Origin of the sequence: Fontimonas sp. SYSU GA230001 (genome assembly GCF_040066175.1) — a bacterium.
Classification (GTDB): Bacteria; Pseudomonadota; Gammaproteobacteria; order Nevskiales; family Nevskiaceae; genus Solimonas.
The window spans coordinates 149,303-171,276 of record NZ_JBEAAM010000007.1; the positions used below are offsets into that span (position 1 = coordinate 149,303).

The 21,974-nt window shown below is 68.9% G+C and carries 25 protein-coding genes; 12 read left to right on the forward strand and 13 right to left on the reverse strand.

Translation table 11 applies throughout. The features are described 5' to 3' along the window. Window positions 1-3: 3 nt before the first annotated feature. Entirely contained in the window at window positions 4-516 is a 513-nt protein-coding gene (locus AAG565_RS04590) for a YceD family protein (protein ID WP_348818375.1), read from the reverse strand. A gap of 78 nt (window positions 517-594) precedes the next feature. Here AAG565_RS04590 and AAG565_RS04595 point away from each other — a divergent pair, with 78 nt between their 5' ends. After that, entirely contained in the window at window positions 595-1,194 is a 600-nt protein-coding gene (locus AAG565_RS04595) for a nucleoside triphosphate pyrophosphatase (protein WP_348818376.1), read from the forward strand. Here the strand turns inward: AAG565_RS04595 and AAG565_RS04600 are convergent. After that, window positions 1,179-1,850 carry an HAD-IA family hydrolase gene (locus AAG565_RS04600; protein WP_348818377.1) on the reverse strand — a complete coding sequence of 224 codons (672 nt, stop codon included), beginning with the start codon at window positions 1,848-1,850 and terminating at the stop codon, window positions 1,179-1,181. The genes AAG565_RS04595 and AAG565_RS04600 overlap by 16 nt on opposite strands. Window positions 1,851-1,853: 3 nt before the next feature. After that, window positions 1,854-2,768 carry an RluA family pseudouridine synthase gene (locus AAG565_RS04605; RefSeq protein ID WP_348818378.1) on the reverse strand — a complete coding sequence of 305 codons (915 nt, stop codon included), beginning with the start codon at window positions 2,766-2,768 and terminating at the stop codon, window positions 1,854-1,856. Between the two features lie 340 nt (window positions 2,769-3,108). On the opposite strand from AAG565_RS04605, the gene AAG565_RS04610 reads away from it, so the two are divergent. Further along, window positions 3,109-5,793, forward strand: coding sequence for an Rne/Rng family ribonuclease (locus tag AAG565_RS04610; RefSeq protein WP_348818379.1), 2,685 nt, complete (start codon window positions 3,109-3,111; stop codon window positions 5,791-5,793). 70 nt (window positions 5,794-5,863) lie between these two features. On the opposite strand, the gene kdsB is transcribed toward AAG565_RS04610, so the two are convergent. Genes kdsB through msbA form a run of 4 tightly spaced genes read right to left on the reverse strand, consistent with a single transcriptional unit; the run spans window position 5,864 to window position 9,565 of the window. After that, on the reverse strand, window positions 5,864-6,631 hold the full coding sequence (gene kdsB, locus AAG565_RS04615) for a 3-deoxy-manno-octulosonate cytidylyltransferase (protein ID WP_348818380.1): 768 nt from the start codon (window positions 6,629-6,631) through the stop codon (window positions 5,864-5,866). Next, window positions 6,628-6,813 carry a Trm112 family protein gene (locus AAG565_RS04620; protein WP_348818381.1) on the reverse strand — a complete coding sequence of 62 codons (186 nt, stop codon included), beginning with the start codon at window positions 6,811-6,813 and terminating at the stop codon, window positions 6,628-6,630. Before AAG565_RS04620 ends, kdsB begins: the two co-directional genes overlap by 4 nt. Beyond that, window positions 6,810-7,799, reverse strand: a complete 990-nt coding sequence (lpxK, locus tag AAG565_RS04625) for a tetraacyldisaccharide 4'-kinase (RefSeq protein ID WP_348818382.1) — start codon at window positions 7,797-7,799, stop codon at window positions 6,810-6,812. The genes AAG565_RS04620 and lpxK overlap by 4 nt, the downstream gene beginning before the upstream one ends. Continuing rightward, complete coding sequence (gene msbA, locus AAG565_RS04630; RefSeq protein ID WP_348818383.1) at window positions 7,799-9,565, reverse strand: lipid A export permease/ATP-binding protein MsbA; 1,767 nt, start codon at window positions 9,563-9,565, stop codon at window positions 7,799-7,801. The genes lpxK and msbA overlap by 1 nt, the downstream gene beginning before the upstream one ends. A 68-nt stretch (window positions 9,566-9,633) precedes the next feature. Here msbA and AAG565_RS04635 point away from each other — a divergent pair, with 68 nt between their 5' ends. Next, window positions 9,634-9,975: a histidine triad nucleotide-binding protein gene (locus AAG565_RS04635; protein ID WP_348818384.1), complete on the forward strand. Its 342-nt coding sequence runs from the start codon at window positions 9,634-9,636 to the stop codon at window positions 9,973-9,975. Window positions 9,976-10,051: 76 nt separating this feature from the next. Further along, window positions 10,052-10,774 (forward strand): hypothetical protein, encoded by a 723-nt coding sequence (locus tag AAG565_RS04640; protein ID WP_348818385.1) that lies wholly within the window; start codon window positions 10,052-10,054, stop codon window positions 10,772-10,774. 21 nt (window positions 10,775-10,795) lie between these two features. On the opposite strand, the gene AAG565_RS04645 is transcribed toward AAG565_RS04640, so the two are convergent. The 4 genes from AAG565_RS04645 to panB form a co-directional block, all read right to left on the reverse strand. Then, window positions 10,796-11,419: a TIGR02466 family protein gene (locus tag AAG565_RS04645; protein WP_348818386.1), complete on the reverse strand. Its 624-nt coding sequence runs from the start codon at window positions 11,417-11,419 to the stop codon at window positions 10,796-10,798. Window positions 11,420-11,492: 73 nt separating this feature from the next. After that, on the reverse strand, window positions 11,493-11,885 hold the full coding sequence (gene panD / locus AAG565_RS04650; RefSeq protein WP_348818387.1) for an aspartate 1-decarboxylase: 393 nt from the start codon (window positions 11,883-11,885) through the stop codon (window positions 11,493-11,495). Between the two features lie 172 nt (window positions 11,886-12,057). Next, window positions 12,058-12,912 (reverse strand): pantoate--beta-alanine ligase, encoded by an 855-nt coding sequence (gene panC, locus AAG565_RS04655; RefSeq protein WP_348818388.1) that lies wholly within the window; start codon window positions 12,910-12,912, stop codon window positions 12,058-12,060. A 39-nt stretch (window positions 12,913-12,951) separates the two neighbouring features. After that, complete coding sequence (panB, locus tag AAG565_RS04660; protein ID WP_348818389.1) at window positions 12,952-13,767, reverse strand: 3-methyl-2-oxobutanoate hydroxymethyltransferase; 816 nt, start codon at window positions 13,765-13,767, stop codon at window positions 12,952-12,954. A 156-nt stretch (window positions 13,768-13,923) separates the two neighbouring features. Between panB and atpD the strand changes: the two genes are divergently transcribed. From atpD to AAG565_RS04700, 8 genes are read left to right on the forward strand one after another with little or no spacing between them, the layout of a single operon-like run. Next, window positions 13,924-15,309 (forward strand): F0F1 ATP synthase subunit beta, encoded by a 1,386-nt coding sequence (atpD, locus tag AAG565_RS04665; RefSeq protein WP_348818390.1) that lies wholly within the window; start codon window positions 13,924-13,926, stop codon window positions 15,307-15,309. Continuing rightward, window positions 15,306-15,701 (forward strand): F0F1 ATP synthase subunit epsilon, encoded by a 396-nt coding sequence (locus tag AAG565_RS04670; RefSeq protein ID WP_348818391.1) that lies wholly within the window; start codon window positions 15,306-15,308, stop codon window positions 15,699-15,701. The genes atpD and AAG565_RS04670 overlap by 4 nt, the downstream gene beginning before the upstream one ends. Beyond that, on the forward strand, window positions 15,698-15,982 hold the full coding sequence (locus AAG565_RS04675; protein WP_348818392.1) for an AtpZ/AtpI family protein: 285 nt from the start codon (window positions 15,698-15,700) through the stop codon (window positions 15,980-15,982). The genes AAG565_RS04670 and AAG565_RS04675 overlap by 4 nt, the downstream gene beginning before the upstream one ends. Further along, window positions 15,982-16,653 carry a F0F1 ATP synthase subunit A gene (locus AAG565_RS04680; RefSeq protein ID WP_348818393.1) on the forward strand — a complete coding sequence of 224 codons (672 nt, stop codon included), beginning with the start codon at window positions 15,982-15,984 and terminating at the stop codon, window positions 16,651-16,653. Before AAG565_RS04675 ends, AAG565_RS04680 begins: the two co-directional genes overlap by 1 nt. A gap of 7 nt (window positions 16,654-16,660) precedes the next feature. Beyond that, window positions 16,661-16,927 (forward strand): ATP F0F1 synthase subunit C, encoded by a 267-nt coding sequence (locus tag AAG565_RS04685; RefSeq protein ID WP_348818394.1) that lies wholly within the window; start codon window positions 16,661-16,663, stop codon window positions 16,925-16,927. A gap of 10 nt (window positions 16,928-16,937) precedes the next feature. Further along, entirely contained in the window at window positions 16,938-17,684 is a 747-nt protein-coding gene (locus AAG565_RS04690; protein WP_348818395.1) for a F0F1 ATP synthase subunit delta, read from the forward strand. Beyond that, the gene (locus AAG565_RS04695; protein WP_348818396.1) at window positions 17,674-19,158 is read left to right on the forward strand and encodes a F0F1 ATP synthase subunit alpha; all 1,485 of its coding nucleotides are present in this window, start codon (window positions 17,674-17,676) and stop codon (window positions 19,156-19,158) included. The genes AAG565_RS04690 and AAG565_RS04695 overlap by 11 nt, the downstream gene beginning before the upstream one ends. Continuing rightward, window positions 19,142-19,960 carry a F0F1 ATP synthase subunit gamma gene (locus tag AAG565_RS04700; protein ID WP_348818397.1) on the forward strand — a complete coding sequence of 273 codons (819 nt, stop codon included), beginning with the start codon at window positions 19,142-19,144 and terminating at the stop codon, window positions 19,958-19,960. Before AAG565_RS04695 ends, AAG565_RS04700 begins: the two co-directional genes overlap by 17 nt. A 6-nt stretch (window positions 19,961-19,966) precedes the next feature. Here the strand turns inward: AAG565_RS04700 and folK are convergent, their stop codons facing one another. Both folK and pcnB read right to left on the reverse strand, forming a co-directional pair. Continuing rightward, the gene (gene folK, locus AAG565_RS04705) at window positions 19,967-20,437 is read right to left on the reverse strand and encodes a 2-amino-4-hydroxy-6-hydroxymethyldihydropteridine diphosphokinase (RefSeq protein ID WP_348818398.1); all 471 of its coding nucleotides are present in this window, start codon (window positions 20,435-20,437) and stop codon (window positions 19,967-19,969) included. After that, window positions 20,434-21,792 (reverse strand): polynucleotide adenylyltransferase PcnB, encoded by a 1,359-nt coding sequence (gene pcnB, locus AAG565_RS04710; RefSeq protein WP_348818399.1) that lies wholly within the window; start codon window positions 21,790-21,792, stop codon window positions 20,434-20,436. The genes folK and pcnB overlap by 4 nt, the downstream gene beginning before the upstream one ends. Window positions 21,793-21,974 lie beyond the last annotated feature (182 nt).

Here is a 21,974-nt window from a genome sequence, read left to right on the forward strand (position 1 = left end):
TACTCACTGATGGGTCTTCAAGGTCCGCTTGAGTACCGCGAACGGATTCTCAGGCTTCTCTTCCGATGATTCTTGCGGCGCCGACGGCGCATTCGCGATGTCATTCTCGCACGACTCGCAACGCGGCAGCATCGGCAACGCCAGCAACACTTCCTCTTCGATCAGTTCCCGCACCGGCAGCCGATCGTCCACCGCGCAGTAAGGCTCGGCGTCCGCCAGCACCGCGCGTTCCTCGGCCTCGTCGCGCACCAGGCGCAGGTCCAGCGCCAGGTCCAGCGGATGAGCGAAGCGCTGTCCGCAGCGCCGGCACTCCAGGTCCACCCGGCCGCTGACCCGTCCATGCACGCGCGGCCAGCCGCTGCGCGCATCGGCGCGGATGTCCACCTGCAGTGCAGCTGCCGCATCGGCGATCACCGCCTCGCGCAGTCGCTCGCAGCTGCGGATCGTCAGCTCGCCCTGGAAACGCTGCTCCTGGGCGACCGCGACCGAGGCCTGCACTTCGCGCGGAATGCTCATCGCCTGCCCCTGGACTACCCTTGGGCCTGAGGGGGCGCGCATCATAGTGAGCAGCCTCGCGAATGTCAAAGAAATTCAATGCCTAATCTTGCCGCTGCCGGCGCGCCGCCGGTCCTGCTGCTGGCCTCGGGCTCGCGCTACCGCGCCGAGCTGCTGGCGCGCCTGCGGATCCCGTTCACGGCGATCGCCCCTGAGGTCGATGAATCACCGCGCGCGGGGGAAACACCGCCGTCTCTGGCGCAAAGGCTCGCGCGCGCCAAGGCGCAGGCCCTGCGCACCGCACATCCGCAAGCCTGGATTCTCGGCTCCGACCAGGTCGCGGTGCTCGACGGACGACTGCAGGGCAAGCCGGGCAGTCGCGCAGGGGCGATCGAACAGTTGAACGCGGCGTCCGGCCGGACCGTGCAGTTCCTGACGGCGGTCTGCCTGCTGACGCCGGGCGGTCACTTCGCGGCGCTGGACACGACCACGGTCCGCTTCCGCGCGCTGCAGCACGCGGAGATCGAGCGCTACGTCGATGCCGAGCCGGCGCTCGACTGCGCCGGCAGCTTCAAGTGCGAGGGGTACGGCATCAGCCTGTTCGAGGCGATCGAGAGCAGCGATCCGACCGGGCTGATCGGCCTGCCACTGATCGCCGTCTGCAGACTGCTGCGCGAGGCGGGTTACGCGCTGCCCTGAAGCCGGCCTTCGAGATAGCCCGGCAGCGCGCGCACGGCATCGAGCACCGCCGCCGCGCCGGCGCGTCGCAGCCGTCCCGACTCGTGCACCCCGCAGGCCACGCCCAGGCCCGGCATGCCGATCGCCTGCGCCATCGCCATGTCGTACTCGGTGTCGCCGATCATCAGCGCCTGCTCGGGCTGCAGACGTTCTTCGAGCAGCAGCTCGCGCAGCATCAGCGGATCGGGCTTCGACGCGGTTTCGTCGGCGCAGCGCGAATTGACGACGACGCGCGCCAGCTCGTGATGGTGCGCCAGCGAACGGTCGAGGCCGCGCCGCGACTTGCCGGTGGCGATCGCGATCCGGTATCCCCGGGCGTGCAGATCATGCACCGCACCGAGCGCCCCCGCGAACAGCGGCGCCTCGCCGGCGCCTTCCGACAGCCAGCGCGCGCGGTAGCCGTCGAGCAGCGCGCGCAAGCCTTGCAGCTGCAGTTCCGGGTACAGGCGCTGCAGACCCTCGTTGAGCCCCAGGCCGATCAGCTCGCGGATCGCCTCGTCGCTGCGCTCGGGCAGCTTCAGCCCACGGATCGCCGTCTGCATCGCCGACACGATCTGCGCGGCGGAATCCGCGAGCGTCCCGTCCCAGTCGAAGATCAGCAGCCTGACCCGATGCATCTTCTAGCGGCCCCGCGGCAGACGGTCGAGCAGATCGCGCAGCTCGTCCGGCAGCGGCGCGTTGAGGATCAGCTTCGGGAACTCGTTCTGCGCCGGCAGCGCCAGGAAGTGCGAATGCAGGAACATGCGCTTGAGGCCGAGCTCCCTGAAGCGGCGGTTGTCCTCGCGCTCGCCGTACTTGTCGTCGCCGGCCACCGGATGTCCCAGCGCGGCGGCGTGCACACGAATCTGGTGCGTGCGGCCGGAGAAGATCTGCACCTCGCACAGCGTCGCGACTGCATAGCGGCTCTTAGGCGAGAAGCGCGACTTCGACGGCTTGCCGTCCTCCTCGTCGATGCGCACGCGCCGTTCGCCGCCGGCGATCGCGCTGCGCACCAGCGCGGCATCGACGTCGCGGTCCTCGCCGCGCCAGCGGCCGACCAGCAGCGCGAAGTAGCGCTTCTCGGCTTCGCCGTGCTTCAACGCGCGCTGCGCGCGCAGCAGCGCCGGCCGAGACTTCGCCAGCAGCAGCACGCCGCTGGTGTCGCGGTCCAGGCGGTGACACAGCTCCAGGAATGGGTGCCGCCCCCAGGCGCGCGCCGCTTCGATCACGCCGTAGGGCACGCCGCTGCCGGCATGCGCCGACAACCCCGCCGGCTTGCTGATGGCGAGGTAATGCTCGTCCTCGTGGATGATCGCGTCGCGCAGCCGGTTCAGGACCGCGTCCGGCGGGCGCACCGCCTCGCCCTTGTCGGCTTCGCGCACTGGCGGGATACGCACTTCCTCGCCCTGTGCGAGCTTGCGTTCCGGCTTGACCCGGCCGCCGTCCACCCGCACCTGCCCCGAGCGCAGGAGGCGATAGACGTGCGACTTGGGCACGCCAGAGAGTTGTTTCAGCAGGAAATTGTCGATGCGCTGGCCGGCATCGCCGGGGCCCACCGCGACTTTGCGGACTTGAGGGCGTTTCTGTGTCAAAATATGACACTCCGTGGGTTCAGGCGCGCCAATCGATTGAAATATCTGGCCGTTCCCGAATCGACGGATACGGAAGTGAGATGAGGGGAAGGCGCGGCCGGCATTCTAGCAGCCCGTTCGGCTGCCGACAGCCCGCCCCCGACTGAGTTCTGGCGGCCGGCTCGATCGCCGACCGTCGCACCGACATTCGACAACAACCCGCGCTCGCGCGCCTCTCGGGCACCGCAGATGACCCACACCGTGATGATGGCCGTCCTGCCGATCCGCCCCACCGCGCGCCTGGGCGCCGACCAGGAAACATTCAATGAAACGCATTCTGATCAACGCCACGCAGCGCGAGGAGCTGCGCGTGGCCATCGTCGATGGCCAGCGGCTGATTGACCTCGACATCGAAACCGCCGCCCGCGAACAGAAGAAAGGCAACGTTTACAAAGGCCGCATCACCCGCGTCGAACCCTCGCTGGAAGCCTGCTTCGTCGATTACGGCGGCGAGCGCCACGGCTTCCTGCCGGCCAAGGAGATCGCCCGGTCCTACTTCAAGGACGGCAAGTCCGGCAACCTGCGCGATCAGCTGCAGGAAGGTCAGGAAGTCATCGTCCAGGTCGAGAAGGAGGAGCGCGGCAACAAGGGTGCGGCGCTGACCACCTTCATCTCGCTGGCCGGCCGTTACCTGGTCCTGATGCCCAACAACCCGCGGGCCGGCGGGGTATCGCGCCGCGCCGAGGGCGACGAGCGCGAGGAAGCCAAGGAAGCGCTGGAAAAGCTGCAGATCCCGGACGGCATGGGCGTGATCATCCGCTCCAACGGCGTCGGCCGGCTGGTCGAGGAGCTGCAGTGGGACGCGGACTATCTCAAGGACATCTGGACCGCGATCGAGAAGGCCGCCGAGGAGCGCAAGGCGCCGTTCCTGATCTACCAGGAAAACAACATCATCCTGCGTGCGCTGCGCGACTACCTGCGCCCGGACATCGGCGAGGTGATGATCGACAACGAGGAGATCTACGAGCAGGCGCGCGTGCACCTCGCCCACGTGATGCCGCAGCAGCTGCCGCGGCTCAAACTGTACCGTGACGAGATGCCGCTGTTCTCGCGCTTCCAGATCGAGTCGCAGATCGAGCTGGCACACGAGCGCACCATCCGCCTGCCGTCCGGCGGCTCGATCGTGATCGACCACACCGAGGCGCTGACCGCGATCGACATCAACTCGGCCAAGGCCACCGGCGGCGGCAGCATCGAGGACACCGCGTTCAACACCAACCTCGAAGCGGCCGACGAAATCGCCCGCCAGCTGCGCCTGCGCGACCTCGGCGGCCTGATCGTGATCGATTTCATCGACATGAACTCGACCAAGAACCAGCGCGAGGTCGAGAAGCGTCTGGAGCAGGCGGTCGAGATGGACCGCGCACGCATCCAGCTCGGCCGCATCTCGCGCTTCGGCCTGCTGGAGCTGTCGCGCCAGCGCCTGCGTCCGACGCTGGCCGAGCACACCCAGATCCCCTGCCCGCGCTGCTCGGGACGCGGCCAGATCCGCTCGGTGGAGAGCCTGTCGCTGTCGATCCTGCGCCTGATCGAGGAAGAGGCGATGAAGGAGCGCACCGGCCGCATCATCGCGCAGGTGCCGGTGGACGTCGGCACCTTCCTGCTCAACGAGAAGCGCCTGGCGGTGCGCGAGATCGAGGCGCGCTGCCGCGTGCACATCGCACTGGTGCCGAACCCGACGATGCATACGCCGAACTACGAGATCCGGCGCGTGCGCGCGGATCACCTGCAGCAGGACAACAACAGCGCGATCAGCTACCAGCTGGCCCAGAATTTCGACGCCGCGGCGCACGAGGAACTGGCGCGGCCGCCGGCCATCGTGCGGGCACCGGCCGAGGCGGCGGTCAAGCAGATTCTGCCGTCCACGCCGGCACCGATCGTGATCCGCGAATCCGCTGCGCCGGCGATGGTGCCGGTCGCCGCGGCCGGCGGCGAAAGTTTCTGGGCGAAGCTGGCACGCTGGCTAGGTTTCGGCGCCCGGCCTGCCGCGCCGGCCCAGGCGGCGGCCAGCCCGGCGCAGCCGCGCCGCGAAAACCGCACGGAGCGCCGCGACGACCGCCGCGACCGCGGCGACCAGCGCCGCGACGCGAATCGCGGCCAGGAGCGCCGCCGCGACGGCGACAAGCGCGGTGAGCGCCAGGCGCCGCAACAGCAGCAGAAGCCGCAGCAGCGTTCGCAGCAGCAGCCCGCCAGACGCGACGACCGCGGCGGCCCGTCACAGCGTCCGCAGCAGCAGCAGAATCCGGCACGACGCGACGAGCAGCAACGCGGCGGCCAGCCGCCCCAGCAGCGGTCGCAACCGTCCCCTGCGCCGCGCCCTGAAGCCCCGCCCGCAGCGCCGCCGGCGGCTGCCGGGGCCGAGGCGGCTCAGGAACCGATGGTCGCCGTCCCGGGTGCGGAAGACGGCGGCAGCGCCGAGCGCGGCGAGAGCCGCGAAGGACGCGGGCGCCGTCGTCGCGGTGGCCGCGGCCGCGGCCGCGAGCGGCGCGAGCGCGAGGCTGCAGCGGCCGGCGTGGCCGGCGCTGCCGCCAGCAGCATCGACGAAGCAGCCGACGCGGCAGCGGATGTCGTCGAGCTTCAGCAACAGCCGGACCTGCCGCTGGAACCAGCCGCCGACGCCGCACCGGGCACCGGCCTGCCGGCGATCGAGGACACGGCGACCGCGCCGGCGGAGATGCCGCCGGTGGCCACCGAGCCGATGGCTTTCGACGCCCCGGCGCCGGTCCCCGCGCCGGCGCAGACCCTCGACCTCGCGCCGGCGGCCGAGACCACCGAGCCTGTCGCCGAGGAAGCCGCAGCAGCGCCTGCAGCCGAGCCGGCCGGCGCGACCGCGGAAGCAACGTCCGGCACCAACGAGCCGCCGAAGTTTCGCGCCACCGCCCCGGCCTCCGACTACATGAGGCTGTTCGAGCAAGCGAGCCAGTCCGGCACCGACAAGGACAGGAACTGAAGGCGCCGCGCGTGCGGCAACGAAAACGGCGCACCTGAGGTGCGCCGTTTTCGTTTCACCGATCCACTGGTCAGCGCGTCAGCAGGGCCGCGACGACCTTGAAATCGTCCTCCGTGTCGATGCCGCGCGGCGGCGGGTTATCGACGACGCCCATGCGGATACGAAATCCGTGCGTCAGGGCGCGCAGCTGTTCGAGCGCCTCGCAGGCCTCCAGCGGCGCCGGCGGCAGCTGGCTGAATTCGGCGAGCGCGGCGACGCGATACGCGTAGAGACCGATGTGCCTGTAGGCGAGTCCCTCGGGCATCTGCGGCGCTTCACGGGTCGAACCATCGCGCCGCCACGGAATCGGCGCGCGCGAGAAGTAAAGGGCATAGCCGCGGCGGTCGAGCACCAGCTTGACGACGTTCGGATTCAGCCACTCCTCTGCGCTGTGCAGTGGGTGACACAGCGAGGCGATATGGGCCTCGGCGTCGTCCGCGAGCAGCGATGCCGCCTGACGCACCAGCTGCGGCGGCATCAGCGGCTCGTCGCCCTGCAGGTTGACGACGATCGTCCGCGCATCCCATCCGCGGCTGCGCGCGATCTCGTTGGCGCGATCGGTCCCGGACTGGTGCTGTGCGGAGGTCAGCTGGACGTCGGCGCCGAAGCCGCGGCAGGCATCGAACACCTCGTCGCTGTCCGTGGCGATCACCACTTCGTCGGCTTGCGTGCGCCGTGCCGCCTCCCAGACGTGGCGCACCACCGGCTTGCCGGCGATCTCGCGCAGCACCTTGCGCGGCAAGCGCGTCGAACCCAGCCGCGCCGGGATCACGACCTTGAAGGCCGCTGCGCCGTTCACTTGCGCAGCTCCTCGTCGCTGAGGCTGCGTGCCTCCTCTTCCAGCATCACCGGAATGCCATCCCGCACCGGATAGGCCAGCCGCGAAGCGCGGCACCACAGTTCGTTGCGCTCCGGATGCCATTCCAGGGGCGCCTTCGTGACCGGACAGACGAGAATGTCCAGCAGGCGTTTGTCGATCATCGGTGGGTCCTCAGACGGGCCGCAGATTCTTGCACACGCGCGGCGTCGAGGGAGGCGAGATGCGCATCCACCGCCAGTGCCCACCAGCCGGAGCGCGCGAAGCGCAGGCACTTGACCGCATCCTTCTCGGTCATCAGCACCGGCAGCTCGTCGGCGAACGCCAGGTCCGTTGCACGATAGCGGTGATGATCGGCAAAGGCATGCTCGATCACGAGCAGGCCGGCGGCGCGCAGCGCAGCGAAGAACCGCGGGGGATGGCCGATGCCGGCGACCGCGTGCACGGCCTGGCCGGCGAACGACCCCAGCGTACGCTCGGTGCCGCCGGCCAGCGACCAGACGCGGTCGCCACCGAGCCGCATGCGCAGCGGCCGCAGCGCGGCGTCGTTCCAGCCCTCGCCGTTGACGACGATCAGATCGACTTCATGCAGCCGTGCCGGCGGCTCGCGCAGCGGCCCGGCCGGCAGCAGCGCACCGTTGCCCAGGCCACGCGGCCCGTCGATCACGCAGATTTCGAGATCGCGCGCCAGCCGATAGTGCTGCAGGCCATCGTCGGCGACGATCACATCGACCGCGCCACCCGCGACCAGCGCAGCCGCTGCGGCGCGGCGGTCCGGATCGACCATCACCGGGCAGCCGCAGCGGCGCGCGATCAGCAGTGGTTCGTCGCCGCTGTGCGCGGGATCGCCGTCGGCGACGACCCGGAACGGATAGCCCGGTGCGCGCCCCCCGTAACCGCGGCTGACGACGCCGGGGGTGAACCCCCACTCGCGCAGGCGCTCGACCAGCCAGATCACGAAGGGTGTCTTGCCGGTACCGCCCACGGTGATGTTGCCGACGACGATCACCGGCACCGGCAGACGCGCCGCGTCCCGTGTCAGTCGCTGGCGCCTGCGCGCGGACAGGACGCCGTACAGCCACGACAACGGCAGCAAGCCGGCAGGCGGCGCGGCGGATGCATACCAGCGCGCCTGCAACCAGGCCTGCATCATTCGCCCCCCTGCTCGTCGAACTGCATGCGGTGCAGGGCTGCGTAAAGTCCGTCGCGCGCCAGCAGTGCATCGTGCCGGCCGGTCTCGACGATACGTCCGTCCTGCATGACGACGATCAGGTCCGCGTGCTGGATCGTCGAGAGGCGGTGCGCAATGATCAGGGTGGTGCGGCCCTCGACCAGCGTTGCAAGGGCCTCCTGGATCAGCCGCTCCGATTCGGTGTCCAGCGCCGAGGTGGCCTCGTCGAGGATCAGCACCGGCGCATCCTTGAGCAGGGCGCGCGCGATGGCGATGCGCTGGCGTTGGCCGCCGGACAGCGTCGCACCGTTCTCGCCGACCGGCGTCTGCAGCCCCCGCGGCAGCTTCTCGATGAACTCCCAGGCGTGGGCGCGCCGGGCAGCATCGATGATCTGCGCCTCGTCGGGCATCGGCTCCATGCCGTAGGCGATGTTCTCGGCGACCGTCGCGCTGAACAGACGCACCTGCTGATCCACCAGCGCGATCTGCGCACGCAGGTCGCGCAGGCGGTACTCGCGCAGGTCATGGCCGTCGAGCCGGATGCAGCCCTCGGTCACGTCGTAGAAGCGTGGCAGCAGCGACAGCAGCGTGGACTTGCCACTGCCGGACTTGCCGACGAAGGCCACGGTCTGTCCCGGCTCGATCCGCAGATCGATGCCCTTGAGCGCGTCCGGCAATTCCGGGCGGTAACGGAATCGCACCGCTTCGAAGGCGATGGCGCCACGCGCCCGCTCGAGGATGCGGCTGCCCTCCTCCGGCTCGACGGTCTCGTCGAGCATCGCGAAGATCTCGGCGGCCGCGGACACCCCGCGTTGCAGGCGCTCGTTGACGCTGCCCATGTTCTTCATCGGCTGCATCAGCGACAGCATCGCCAGCATGAACGCGGCGAAGGTGCCGGCCGTCATCTCCGCGAGCATGCTCGGCTGTGTGGCGACATAGACGATGGCCGCCACCGCCCACGCCGCGATGAACTGGATCACCGCCGCGCTGCCCGAACGCGTCGCGACGATCTTCATCGACAGCCAGCGGTTGCTCTCGTTGACCCTGGCGAAATGCCGCGACTCGTAGTTCTGGCCGTTGTAGATCTTGACGACGCGCTGACCCGAGATCGCCTCGTCGGCCGCCTCGGTCACGTCGCCGACGCTCTGCTGGATGCGCGCGCTGATCATGCGGAAGCGGCGGCTCACGTAGCGCACGATCAGCGCGATGAACGGCGCGACGACGAAGACGAAGATCGTCAGTTTCCAGTTCAGCCAGGTCATCAGGCCGATGTAGAAGGCGATCGACAGGCTGTCCTTGAGGACGTTGGTCAGCACCGTGCTCGCCGCGTCCGCCAGCTGCTCCACGTGGTAGGTCAGGCGCGCAATCAGCTGGCTGGAATTGACCTGGTCGTAGTAGCGCACCGGCAGGCGCAGCAGCTTGTCGAACAACTCGCCGCGCACATCCTTGACGACGCGGCGCGCGACCCAGGCCATGCCGTAGCTGGACGCGAACCAGCTGATGCCGCGCACCAGGAACAGGCCGATGATGATCAGCGGCATCCAGCGGATATGGGTCGGGTTCTGCTCGACGAAGGCCTTGTCGAGCAGCGGCTTGACCAGCGCCGCGAAGCTGGCATCGACTCCGGCGAACGCGGCAGTGGCGAGCGAGGCCAGCAGCATCACGCGCCAGTGCGGCAGCGAATAGCTGAGCAGGCGGCGATAGGTCGGCCAGGGTTTGCGGATCGCGTCGGTGGTGGCGCTCATGCTGGAAGGTCGCGGGAAGGAGCGTATGCTAGCAATTCGGCCCCGATCCCCGTTGAATCCCGAGCGACATGGCAAAAACCCTGTTCGAGAAGATCATCGACCGCGAACTTCCAGCGACCATCGTCTACGAGGATACGCAGTGCGTCGCCTTCCGCGACATCAATCCGGCCGCACCGGTGCATATCCTGCTCGTGCCGCGCAAGCCGATCGTCAAGCTGTCCGACGCCGACGCCGCGGACCAGGCCCTGCTCGGACACCTGATGCTGGTGGCCTCGAAGATCGCGGCGGCGGAAGGCTTCGGCGAGGCCTACCGCCTGGTGGTCAACAACGGCGCGGCGGCCGGCCAGTCCGTTTTTCACCTGCACTTACATATCCTGGCCGGGCGGCCGATGAAGTGGCCCCCGGGCTGAACTTATCGCGTTTCCCGGCGACTAAGCCTGCACGGACCCGGCAACGCATCGGGTTCCCCTGCTTTCGAGAGAGACCATGTATCGACGACTTGCACTGTCCGGCCTCTGCCTGTTCCTCGGCATCGGCGCTGCCGCACGCGCCGAGGAACCGGAAGCCGAGCCCCCCGCGACCCAGACCATCCCGGTCAAGACCGACGCCGAGCCCCGGCGTCACGACGAACCGCGCGACGACGAGTCGGTGACCTACAGCGGCATCGGCCTGTCGCGCGTCAAGACCCACTACGACAACCTCAAGGAAGCGGTCAATCTCGACTTCACGCTCGGCATCCGCGTACCAAACCTCAACTGGATCGCGGCCGAGGTCAACGGCTCGGTGACCATCATCCCCGGCGAGAACAAGGGTGGCAGTTCGGTCATCGGCGGCAGCGACGGCAACTGCCAGATCAACAATCCGCCGTTTCCGCCCGGCTGCACGCCGGCCAGCGGCGGCCAGCAGGTCACCAGCAGCGGCAGCGACTTCCAGATGCAGCTGCTCGGCGCCTATCTGGTGCTGAAGTCGCCCGGCCGCTTCTATGCCACCGGCCGCGCCGGCTACGGCTACCAGGTGACCTCGATCGACGAGATCACCAACAAGGAACGCAGCGGCGCGGTGTATTCCGGCGGGCTGGGCTGGCGCTATGGCAAGGACCTGGGCGGCGTCGAACTGGTCTATGCGCGCATGCTCAGCGGCGTCGATGCGATCGGCTTCACCGTCACCTACGGCTTCGGTCCCAAGCGCTCGTACCGGGACCGCGACTGACAGGTCCGGTGCCCGGCTGCATCAGCGCCAGTGGTAGTTGAAGCTGATGCTGACGCGCTCGGCATCGACCGGGCTCGCCGGCACCTCGTGGCGCAGCCAGCTCTCGAACAGGATCACCTGTCCGGCCCGCGCCGGGTAACTGATGTGCGGCCGCTGCTCGGGCCGCGCCCGCGCCCGCCTGCCGGGTGCCGCCATCATCTTTGTCAGGCGCGGGTCCTCGAACTTGAGACCGGCGCAGCCCTGGGGCGTGGCGACGTAGTACGTCCCGCTGACCACCGCCTGCGGATGCACGTGGAAGCTGTGCGCGCAGCCGCGCGGCATCACGTTGATCCAGCAATCGGTCATCTCCAGGCGCCCACCCTGCAGGTCCCAGTCCAGCGCCCGCGCATACGCCGCGACGTGCGGGTCGATCCGTTGCCGCAGCAGATCGAAGGTGGACGAAAAGCGATGCAGGCGGTCCAGCGAACCGTAGCTGGTGTAGCCGAGCGGGTAGTTGGCCGCCGACCAGCGCCGCCCGGCGGCATCGTAGTCGCGGATGCGCCGGCACTCGTCGAGCAGCTCGAGGTTGAACGCCCGCAGGCCGCGCGCCTGCAGGCGTTCGGCGTAGATCAGCGTCGGGAACCAGGCACGGACGCTCGTCGTCATACCGACCTCAAATGCGAAGGGGGCAGCCCGGCTGCCCCCTTGGATCCCGCGACCATGGACGGCCGCGATCTTGTCAGGACGACACCAACGCCGCTTGCACGGGGATCGTATTGGCGGTGCGCACGACGCGGTTGTGTTCGTCGAGATAGACCAGGCGCGGCTTGTGGTTGCGCGCCGCCGCCGATTCCACCACGCCGTAGGCGCAGATGATCACGCGGTCGCCGACACGGGCCTTGTGTGCGGCAGCGCCGTTGACCGAGATGATGCCCGAGCCCGGTTCGGCCTTGATCGCGTAAGTCGTGAAGCGCTCGCCGTTGGTGATGTTGTAGATGTCGATCTGCTCGAATTCGAGGATGCCGGCCAGTTCGAGCAGCTTGGAATCGATCGCGCAGGAACCGTCGTAGTCGAGCTCCGCGTGCGTCACGCACGCGCGGTGCAGCTTGCATTTGAGCATGTGCAATTGCATGGCGTATGCCTCTCTAGGATCTGGTCCACCGGCGGCCCACAAAGACATGCGCGCGGTGATCCATGGGTCTTGGATATGGCGGGCGGCCCACTAAGACATACGCCCGGAGCTGTGACTTGCGTCACGGCGGCGCGGCAGTCTAGCCGCAATTCCGCAGTGCATCAAATTCCTGTCACATTGGCCGACATGCCACTTGGACGTTGTCGATCAACCGGGTGTTCCCCAGCTTGGCGGCAACGAGGACGACAAAAGCCGTGTCGGAAGCCTGCGGAACCCCCAGGTCGGGTCGGCGCACGTCCAGGTACTGCACATCAAAACCGATTGTATTCAATCGATTGCGCTGCTCTTGCGACATCGCTTCGAAGTCGCGGCGACCGCCCGTCAGCGCATCGGCAACGGTCGTCAGGCTGCGGTGGATCTCACCCGCCCGTGCCCGTTCCGCCGCGCTCAGGTACTGGTTGCGCGAGGACAGCGCGAGGCCGTCGGCATCACGCTCGGTCGGCACGCCGACGACCTGCAGCGGCATGCGCAGGTCGGCGACCATGCGCCGGATCACCGCCAGCTGCTGGTAATCCTTCTCGCCGAACAGCGCGAGATCGGGCTGCACCAGGTTGAACAGGATGTTGACGACCGTGGCGACGCCGTCGAAATGCCCGGGCCGGAACGCGCCTTCGAGGATCTCGGTCACGCCCGGCACGCGGACCAGGGTCAGACCGTCGCGGCCCTGCGGATACATTTCGGCGACCGAAGGGGCGAACAGCAGATCGACGCCGGCGCCTTCGAGCGCGGCCTGGTCGGCGGCGAGCGTGCGCGGATAGCGGTCGAAGTCCTCGTTCGGCCCGAACTGCAGCGGATTGACGAAGATGCTGGCGACGACACGCTCGGCGTGCTGCCGGCCCTGTTCCATCAGCCTCAGGTGGCCGCGGTGCAGATTGCCCATCGTCGGCGCGAAGGCGATGCGCTCGCCGGCCCTGCGCCAGGCGCCGAGCTGCAATCGCAACTCAGCGACGGTATGTATGGTCAGCATCTTGTTTTGGAAGCGGCTTGTCAGGTACAGACATGCTCTTCAAAAGCAGTGCTCGGGCGCCGGGTACGCACCCGACTTCACTTCCTGCACATAGGCACGGATCGCCGACTCGATGTCCGGCGCACCGTTCATGTAGTTCTTCACGAACCGCGGCGTGCGGCCGAGGGTGACCGTCGGCGAGATGTGCAGGATGTCGTGCAGCACCAGGATCTGGCCATCGACGTCGTGACCGGCGCCGATGCCGATCACCGGCACCGGCGAAGCCTGCGCGATGCGCCGGCCCAGCCCCGCCGGGATACATTCGAGCAGCAGCAGGTCGGCGCCGGCCTCGGCGAGCACGTGCGCGTCGTGCACCATCGCCTCGGCGGCCGCATCGTCGCGTCCCTGCACCTTGAACGCGCCCATCTTGTGGATGAACTGCGGCTGCAGCCCCAGATGCGCGCACACCGGCACGCCGCGCACCGACAGGTACTCGACGATGCTGGCCTGCTCACGCCCACCTTCGAGCTTGACCATCTTCGCCCCGCCTTCCTGCATCACGCGCTGCGAGGCGTCGAGCGCGCGCTCCAGCGTCGCATAGGACAGGAATGGCAGGTCGGCGATCAGGAACGCCCGCTGCAGGTGCGGCGCCACGCATTTCGAGTGATAGACGATCTGATCGACCGTCACCGGCGTCGTCGTCCTGCCGCCGTGGATGACCATGCCCAGCGAATCACCGATCAGCACGACATCGACGCCGGCGCGGTCCTCGATCAGCGCGAAGCTGGCGTCGTAGCAGGTCAGGCAGGCGATCTTCTCACCCGCGGCGCGCATGCGACGCAGTTCGGCGATGTTCACGGGTTTGGCGGCATCCATCGGTGGGCCCCGGCGCAGAGGGCGCGACTATAACAAAGGGCGCCGCGCGGACGGCGGCTGCTTGACGCAGATCAATGGGCGGCCGCGCGTTCCGACGCGAGAATGTGGCCTCCCCCGGGTGCAAGGAGAACCGGCGCGCCGCCGACCATGGACACGATGGACCGCCCGATCGGCAGCCCGGTGGGGGTCATCGACCGCGTCGATGGGCCGGTGGTGGATGTTGCCTGCGCGACGATGCCGCCGCTGCACGATGCGCTGTATGCGCTCGGCGACGGCGGCGAACGATATCTGTTCGAGGTGTTCCGCGACCTCGACGAAAACCATCTGCGCGCGATCGCGCTGCACCGCACCGCCGGCTTGCGCCGCGGACAACCGGTTTACGCCAATGGCGGCACGCTCCGGGTACCGGTGGGACCCGGCTGCCTGGGCCGTGTGCTCGATGCCTTCGGCGCACCGCTCGACGGCGAGGGCGCGTTCGCCGCGGAACGCTGGGCGCCGGTACTCGCCCCGCCGGCGCCGCTGGCGGACAGCGCCGGCACCGACGGCCTGCTGCTGACCGGCATCAAGGTGATCGACCTGCTGTGCCCTTTCGTGCGCGGCGGCAAGACCGGGCTGTTCGGCGGCGCCGGCGTCGGCAAGACCGTCCTGCTCACCGAGTTCATGAACGCGATCGTGCGCCTGCACAGCGGCGTCTCGGTGTTCGCCGGCATCGGCGAGCGCATCCGCGAGGGCCACGAGCTGTGGCACGAGCTGCGCAAGGCGGGAGTACTGCCGAAGTCGCTGATGGTGTTCGGACAGATGGACGAGTCGCCGGGCGTGCGCTTCCGCGTCGGCCTGACCGCGCTGACCTACGCCGAGTACCTGCGCGACGCACTGGGCAAGGAAGTATTGCTGCTGATCGACAATGTGTTCCGCTTCGTCCAGGCCGGCAGCGAGATCTCCGGCCTGCTCGGGCGCATGCCGGCGACGGTCGGCTACCAGCCGACGCTGGCCTCGGAAGTCGCCGAACTGCAGGAACGCATCGCCTCGACGACCAGCGGCAGCATCACCTCGGTGCAGGCCGTGTACGTGCCGGCCGACGACATGACCGATCCGGCGGTGACCGCGATCTTCGCGCACTTGGACACGGTCGTCGTGCTGTCGCGCGAACAGGCGGCCAAGGGCATCTACCCGGCCGTCGATCCGCTGCGCTCGACCAGCAAGCTGATGGACCGCAACCAGCTCGGTGATCGTCACTTCGCGATCGCCGGCGCGGTGCGCGAGCATCTGGCGCGTCACCACGAGCTGGAAGACATCATCGCGATGCTCGGCATCGAGGCCCTGTCGGCGGCCGACCGCCGCATCGTGCAGCGCGCCCGGCGCCTGCAGCGCTACCTGACGCAGCCGTTTCACGTCGTCGCTGCGCAAACGGGCCTGGCCGGCGCATCGGTGCCGCTGCAGCAGACCCTGGACGACTGCGAGGCGTTCCTGCGCGGCGCCTACGACGATCTTCCCGAGGAACGCTGCTACCTGCGCGGCAGCATGACCGGAGCGCTTGCATGACCGGCTTTGCCCTGCAGCTGTGCAGCGCAACGCGCTGCGAGCGCATCGACGGTCTGACCCACTTCATCGGCGAGGATGCCAGCGGCCAGTTCGGTCTGCTGCCGCACCATGCCCACTTCATCACTGCGCTCGGCTACGGGCTGGCACGCTTCAGGACCGGCACGGCGGACTGGCAGTACCTCGCCCTGCCGGGCGCGGTGCTGCGCTTTCACGGCGCGGTCCTGAACATCACGACACGGCGTTATCTGCTGGGCTCGGACCCCGGCCGCATCCGCGAGGCGCTCGACGACGAGCAGCGCGCCGAGGACGAGCGTCTGGGCACGCTGCGCAGCCATCTGACACGCCTCGAGCGCGAGATGGCACGACGGCTGTCGCGCCTGAGCCGACCATGAAGGCGGAACCGAGCCAGCAGCGCCTGCAGCGCCAGATCGAACGGCAGATCCGCCGGCGGCGGCGCGCCGACGACGAGCGGCGCAGTGTGCTGGGCCAGACCGTGTTCCTCGGCACGCTCGGCCTGCTGTTCGTGCTGCCGCTCGTCGGCCTCACCTATCTCGGGGTGTGGATCGACGGACTCGCCGAGGCCTATTCGTCGCGCTGGACCGTGAGCCTGATGCTGCTCGGCCTGTGCATCGGCGCCGTCAACGTCTATCTGTACATCCGCGAGCACCCCTGATGGACACGCCGGTGATCTTCCATCTCGGTCCGCTGCCGATCTCGCGGACCGTGGTCACCACCTGGGCCCTGCTCGTGGCGCTGGGCTTGACCGGTTTCCTCGGCACGCGGCGCATGACCGACACGCCGGGGCCGTGGCAGTCCGCGCTCGAAGGCATCGTCTGCGCCATCGACGACGCCGTGCGCTCGATGCTGCCTGAATCCCCCGCGGGTCTGGCCGACTGGATCGGGACCCTGTGGATCTTCCTCGTCGCAGCCAACCTGACGGGCATCGTCCCCGGCCTGTCGTCGCCGACCGACGACCTGTCGCTGACCACCGCACTCGCGCTGCTGGTATTCCTGTCGGTCCATGCCTTCGGCATCCGCAGCGCCGGCCTGTGGGCGCACCTGCGGCACTACGCGCAGCCGTCCCTGATCCTGCTGCCGTTCCACATCATCGGCGAGCTGACACGCACGGTCTCGCTGGCGATGCGCTTGTTCGGCAACATCATGAGTCTGGAAATCGCCGCGTTGCTGGTGCTGCTGGTCGGCGGCCTGCTGGTCCCCGTGCCGCTGCTGCTGCTGCATATCGTCGAAGCCCTCGTGCAGGCCTACATCTTCGGCATGCTCGCGCTGGTCTACATCGCGGGCGCGATCCAGTCGCGGCGTACCGCCGCCTCTGCCATTCCGTGAGACTCCCATGAACGACATGACCTGGTTCACGCTGCTGTCCACCGTCGTCGCCCTGCTGGCGATCGCACTCGGCGTGATGCTGCCGGCATTGGCCATGGGTCGCGCCATCAGCCAGGCGATCGACGCACTGGCGCGCCAGCCGGAGGCGGAAAAGCCGATCACCCGCACCTTGTTCATCGGTCTGGCCATGATCGAGTCGCTGGCGATCTACGTGCTGGTCGTCGTGCTGATCGTGCTGTTCCGCAATCCGCTGATCGCGTATCTCGTCAAGTAGCGCGGCCGCCATGCAGATCGACACGACCACCTTCGTCCTCGAGATCGTCAACTTCCTGATCCTGCTCTGGCTGTTGCGCCGCTTTCTGTTTGCACCGGTCCGTGCCGCCATCGACCGCCGCCAGGCCGCGGTCGCCGCCACGCTCGCCGAAGCGCGCCAGCAGGCCGAGGCGGCGGCCGAACTCAAGATGCAGTACGAGGCGCGCATGAAGGACTGGGACCGCGAACGCGAAGCGCGCCGTGCGCAGCTCGACGCCGAGCTCGCCGCGGAACGCGACCGGCAGCTCGCTTCGCTGCGCGCCGCGCTCGACACGGAGCGCGAGAAGCAGCGCGCGGTGCAGGAGCGGCGCGAGCAGGAGCAGCATCGCGCGCTCGAGGCGCGCGCTGCCGATCAGGGCCTGCGCCTGGCTGCGCGCGTGCTCGAACGCCTGTCCGGGCCGGAACTCGACGCGCGCATCGCCGCGGCGCTGGTCGAGGATCTCGACACGCTGGACGTGGAACAGAAAGTGCGCCTGATCGAAGCCGCCAAGTCCGGAGCCGAGCTCGACATCTGCAGCGCACACCCCTTGCCGGACGCGAGCTACGCACAGCTGCGCGATGCGCTCGGTGCGCATCTGGGCACGCGCGCGCACGCGACGCGCCGCGTCGATCCGCAGCTCATCGGCGGCCTGCGCATCGCGCTCGGCCCGTGGCTGCTGCAGGCTTCGCTCGCCGACGAGCTGGCGTACTTCCGCAGTTCGTCCCCGGATGCAGCCTGAACCCGTTTCACCGATCGCCGCGCGCGCCGCGGCACTGGCCGGCTACCGGTTCGGACTGCGCGTCGTCGAGCGCGGCCGTGTCACCTCGGTCGGTGACGGCGTCGCCTGGGTCGATGGCCTGCCCTCCGCACGCATCGACGAGCTCGTCGAGTTCGAGGACGGCAGCCAGGCCGTCGTGTTCCAGATCGCCGCCGGCCTGATCGGCACCGTGCTGCTGCGGCAGACGCCGCGGCTGCGCGCCGGGATCGCCGCCGCACTGCCCGGGCGCCGGCTCGACATCGGCGTCGGCGACACGCTGCTCGGCCGCGTCGTCGATCCCCTCGGCGAGCCGCTCGACGGCAAACCCGCGCCGTCCGCACCGACGCGCCGCGCGCTCGACACGGCGTCGCCGCCGATCGTCGATCGGGACTTCGTCACCCGGCCGCTCTACAGCGGTGTCAAGATCGTCGATACGCTGCTGCCGATCGGCAAGGGCCAGCGCCAGCTGCTGATCGGGGACAACGGTACCGGCAAGTCGGCCCTGGCACTGGACATCGTGGTCAATCAGTCCGGCCAGGACTTGCGCTGCATCTACGTGCTGATCGGACAGAAACGCTCGTCCGTGGTCCATACCCTCGACGTGCTGCGGCGCTCCGGCGCTCTGGCACATACGACCGTGGTCGTCGCCGAGGCCAGCGCCGCGCCCGGCCTGCAGTACCTCGCGCCCTTCGCCGGCTGTGCGGTCGCGGAAGCCTGGGCGTTCGACGGCCGTGACACGCTGGTCGTCTACGACGACCTTTCGACACACGCCCGAACCTACCGCGAGCTGTCGCTGCTGCTGCGGCGCCCGCCGGGGCGCGAGGCATATCCGGGCGACATCTTTTACCTGCACGCACGTCTGCTGGAGCGCTCGACCTGCCTCGCTGCCGCGCGCGGCGGCGGCAGCATCACCGCGCTGCCGATCGTCGAGACCAAGCAGGGCGAGATCGCCGCATACATCCCGACCAACCTGATTTCGATCACCGATGGCCAGATCCTGTTCGACGCGGCGCTGTTCGCCCGCGGCACGCGACCGGCCATCGACATCGCGCGCTCGGTTTCGCGCATCGGTGGCAAGGCGCAGGATGCCGCGATCCGCCGCGAGAGCGGACGCATGAAGCTCGACTACCTGCAGTTCCTGGAACTGGAGGTGTTCACGCGCTTCGGCGCACACCTGGACCCGGGCATGGAGGGGCGCATCGCGCGCGGCCGCCTGCTCCGCGAGATCCTGCGCCAAGGGCAGCTCGATCCACTGTCGATCTCCGAACAGCTGGCCTGGCTGGTCGCCTACAACGACGGCCTGCTCGACGGACTCGGCGACACCGCGCTGCGCGACGCGCTCGCACGGCTGCGCAGCGGACCGGCCGGCGGCCATCCGCCGCTGGAGGCCGAGCGCGCGCAGTGGAGCCAGTCGGTACGCAGCTGGCTGGGACGGGGCGATGAGCCGGCGCCGTGAACTGCAGGCACGCATCGCCAGCCTTGGCGAGATCAGCGAGATCCTCGGCGCCATGAAGGGGCTCGCGCTCGTGGAACTGCGCCGTGTCGGCGAGCACATTGGCGCACAGCGCGAGTCGGTCCGTCAGATCGAAACCGCGCTGGCCGAGGTCGTGCACTTCCATGGCGCGGCACTACCGGCGCCGCGCACACCGTCCTTCGACATCTGTTGCGTGATCGGTGCCGAGCGCGGCCTCTGCGGCGACTTCAACGCGCACATCGCGCAGGCCGCCGCCACCCGCTTCGGCGAAAGGCCGCCCGACGGAGTCATCCTCGTCGGCGACAAACTCGTGGAGGGCTGGGGGTTCCCGACGCCGGTGCTCGGCCGCGTGCGTGCGCCCAGCGTCGCCGATGAAATCCCGGCAACGCTCGCGCAGCTGCTCGCGGCGATCGAAAACGCTGCGGACAGCCGTCCGCAGCAGGCGCTGCGCCTGCGGGTGCTGCATCACGGCGCCGCCGGCATCGTGCACCGCCAGCTGTTGCCGCCGGTCGAGCTGCCGCCGCCACGACTGGCATTTGCCCCGCGGCTGTACCTCGACCCTGGGCGCTGCGCGGAGGCACTGATCGAGCATTACCTGCACACGCTGCTGCACGCGGCGCTGTCCGAATCACTGCTCGAAGAGAACCGGCGGCGGCTGGAGCAGATGGACCAGGCGCGGCACCGGCTCGATGAACGTCTGTCGATATTGAGAAGACGCGAGAACCGCGAGCGCCAGGAAGAGATCGTCGAGGAAATCGAGGTGATCCTGCTGACCGCCTCGTAACGGCCCTTACCAGGGCGCCAGGTCTGCGCGCCCGAGCCGGTCGCTCAGCTCGACGACGCGCCCCAGTCCGGGGATCACCAGCTCCGGGTCGAGCTCCGCCAGTGGCACCAGCACGAAATTGCGCGCGGCGATACCTGGATGCGGCAGCACCAGCTCGGCCGTGTCGCAGGACTCGCCCTCGACGTGCAGCAGGTCGAGATCGATCGTGCGCGCCCCCCATTTGCGACTGCGGACGCGGCCCATGCGCCGCTCGATGGCCAGCAGCTGCTGCATCAGCTGCGCCGGCGCCAGCGCGGTCGCCAGACGGCACACGGCATTGCAGTAGTCCGGCTGATCCGCGGGCCCCATCGGCGCGCTGCGGTAGAACGGCGACACCGCCTGCAGTTCGCCGAGCCCGGCAATCAGGTCCAGGGCGGTGCGCAGCTGCGCCGGCGGGTCACCGAGATTGGCGCCCAGTCCGATCCAGGCGCGCTTCATTCCCCATCCGGCGGTGCGCCGGCCGGCGCGCCGGCCCGCCGGCCGCGGCCACCGCGTCGGCGCCGGCGCTTCTTGCGCGGCGCATCGGTCGAGACTTCCTCGTCGTCCGCGGACGGCACGGGCGGGAGCTGATCGGCGGTCTGCGCCCGCGTCCACCAGTCGGCGAGCCCCTGCGGCACCTCGCCGACCGAGGCGCGCAGCAGCAGGAAATCGTAGGCCGCGCGAAAGCGCGGGTGCGCCAGCAGACGCTTGGCGCGCCCGCCCTGGCGCGCGTCGAAGCGCGGCTGGAGCGTCCAGATCTCGCGCATCGGCAGCGAGAAGCGCTTCGGAATCATCACGTGGTGCAGCGCCTGCGCGAGTACCTTTTCGGACGCCTGCACGATGGCGACATTGGCGTGCTGGCCTTCGCGTTCGGTCAGGCGGCGATATTCCCTGGCCACGCCCGGCCACAGCAGCGCCGCGTACAGGAACGCGGGGCTGGTGCTCTGCTCGCCGGCGATGCGCTCGGCCGTGTTGGTCAGCGCCTGGCGGATGAAGGCCGCATCGCGCTCGTCGGCCAGCGCCGCGTCGGTCATCGGCAGCAAGTGCTTGAGCAGGCCGTGCGTATGCAGCCCTTCGAGGTTGGCCACCGCCTCGCGCGACTGCAGCAGCTTGATGACCTCGTCGAACAGCCGCGCCGGCGGGATCTCACGCAACAGTCCGGCGAGCGAAGGAATCGGTGCCGCGGTCTTCTTGTCGATCGTGAAGCGCAGCTTGTTGGCGATGCGGATCGCGCGCAGCATGCGCACCGGATCCTCGCGGTAGCGCGTCTCGGGATCGCCGATCAGGCGGACGATACGTCGCTGCATGTCCTCGAGACCGCCGACGTGATCGACGATCGAGTAGTCACTGATGTCGTAGTACAGCGCATTGATGGTGAAATCGCGCCGGAACGCATCGGTCTCCAGCGTCCCGTACTCGTTGTCGGCGAGGATGCGGCCGGTGTCGTCGCGCTCATGCTCGTCGGTGATCGCGCCACGGAAGGTCGTGACCTCGACCACCTCCTGCCCCCAGCGCACGTGGGCGATCATGAAACGGCGCCCGACCAGGCGGCAGGAACGGAACACCGCGCGGATCTGATCCGGATGCGCGTTGGTCGCGATGTCGAAGTCCTTGGGCGCCTCGCCGGCCAGCAGGTCGCGCACGCCGCCGCCGACCACATAGGCCTCGTAGCCGGCATCCTTGAGGCCGTACAGCGTGCGCAGCGTGCCCTGGGTGAACTGCGATCGAGAGATCGGATGTTCCGATCGGGGGATGCGCCGGACCGCGGCGCGGGGCGACCGCTTACCCGCAACGAGAGACTTGAGCCAGTTCATGGGGCGCGCATATTGAAGCGGCGAACCGTCCCTTTCAAGCCGAGGCCCCAGTCCTTTCCAATCCAGAGATGAGCCTGAAGGGTGGGTCTGAGTGAGGGGCTGTCAGGCGGCGGGACGCTGGGCTTTGCTGATGGAAAGGAACAACTGATCCCGAGCCTGATTGAGGCGTCGGGCGGCGTCAT